At 54.2% G+C, this 1,685-nt stretch carries 1 protein-coding gene and 1 pseudogene; both read right to left on the bottom strand.

Features of this window, described 5'->3' with window-relative positions:
* Window positions 1-51 precede the first annotated feature (51 nt).
* A pseudogene (gene murA / locus BN93_RS10410) lies at window positions 52-1,355 on the bottom strand (UDP-N-acetylglucosamine 1-carboxyvinyltransferase).
* 2 nt (window positions 1,356-1,357) lie between these two features.
* Window positions 1,358-1,685: DUF4290 domain-containing protein (locus BN93_RS10405; protein ID WP_044260449.1), on the bottom strand; the 328-nt coding region annotated here is incomplete at its 5' end.

Below are 1,685 nucleotides of genomic sequence, written 5' to 3'. Positions count from 1 at the left end.
TGTTTGCTGGGATGGGCTGTTGCGCAGCTCTTGCTTTCGCTTTTTGCTGGGCTAAACGCGCTTGATGTTGGCTCCGAGGGCGTTAAGTCGCGCCTCGATGTCTTCGTATCCGCGGTCTATCTGTGCGATATTGTCTATCTGACTGGTGCCATTGGCACTTAATGCGGCGATAAGCAAGGCTATACCTGCACGTATGTCGGGGCTAGTCATGCGGCCAGCACGCAGTTGCAGCTTGTGGTCGTGACCTATAACCACTGCTCGATGCGGGTCGCAAAGTATGATTTGCGCGCCCATGTCGATTATCTTGTCTACGAAGAACAGCCTACTTTCGAACATCTTTTGATGGAACAGCACGCTGCCGCGCGCCTGAGTAGCCACCACAATGAGTACCGAAAGGAGGTCGGGAGTTAGTCCTGGCCACGGTGCATCGGCCAAAGTCATTATCGAACCGTCGATAAATGCCTCCACTTGATAATGTTCGTGGTGCGGGATAAAGAGGTCGTCGCCCTCAATATTAATCGTAATGCCCAATCGTTTAAAGGTATCGGGTATCAGTCCGAGGTTCTCAACAGACACGTTCTTGATGCGTATGCCCTGCCCAACCATAGCGGCCATACCGATGAACGAGCCTACTTCAATCATGTCGGGCAACACTTGGTGGGTTGCTCCGTGCAAAGTTTCAACCCCTTCGATGGTAAGCAGGTTGCTGCCTATGCCGCCAATGCGTGCCCCCATGCGGTTAAGCAGTCGGCAAAGCTGCTGTATGTAGGGTTCGCAGGCAGCATTATAGATGGTGGTTGTGCCCTTAGCCAGCACTGCGGCCATGATAATGTTGGCCGTTCCTGTTACCGATGCCTCATCAAGCAGCATGTAACGCCCCTGCAATTGGTCGGCTCGCAGTTGGTAAACATTGCGGTTGGGCAGCTTTTCAAAGCTTGCACCGAGCATGCGAAAGCCCCAAAAGTGGGTGTCTAGACGGCGCCTGCCAATCTTATCGCCACCAGGTTGGGCCACCATCGCTTGGCCAAAGCGCCCCAAAAGCGGACCGATGAGCAGCACACTGCCACGCAAAGCCGCACATTTGCGCACGAACTCGTCGCTAGAAAGGAAGTCGAGGTTCAGCTCGTCGGCCTTAAACGAATAGTCGTTACGCGCATGCCGTGTCACCTTCACGCCGATGTCGGCCAGCAGAAGGATGAGGTTGTTCACGTCTAGATGTCGGGAACGTTGCTGATACGCACCTCTTCGGCAGTTAGTATGGCTGCGCAAATCACCTCCAAGGCCTCGTTCTTGGCTCCTTGCGGCGTGATAGTGCCTTGCAAAGGGCGTCCGCCCTCGATGAGAAACGATTGCATGGCTACTTCTTCTTGCGTTTTTTCTCAGGTTCTTTTGCAGGCAATTTCTCAAACTTAAACGTGTCTAGGTCGAGTTGTATCTTGCCATTGGTGAACGCAGCAAGGTCTGATGCCACGCGTTCGTTATCAGCTGCGCCGTGTCCCCACTGCGCCAGCGAACGTTTCATTTGGTTGGCGGTGAGCCTAACCAGTGCATCGCGTTCGTCTCCGGCAGGCATGTCTTTCAGCCTTTCGAATGTTTCGAAGAGCAATTTGCCATAATGGCGCACAGGAATGCGCGACGAAGTGTAGCCCACATGCTGGGGCTTGGTGGTGGCACGCGTGGCCTCC

The organism is Prevotella conceptionensis 9403948, assembly GCF_000312305.1.
Taxonomy (GTDB): domain Bacteria; phylum Bacteroidota; class Bacteroidia; order Bacteroidales; family Bacteroidaceae; genus Prevotella; species Prevotella conceptionensis.
This window is presented reverse-complemented; position numbering and strand designations above follow the sequence as displayed.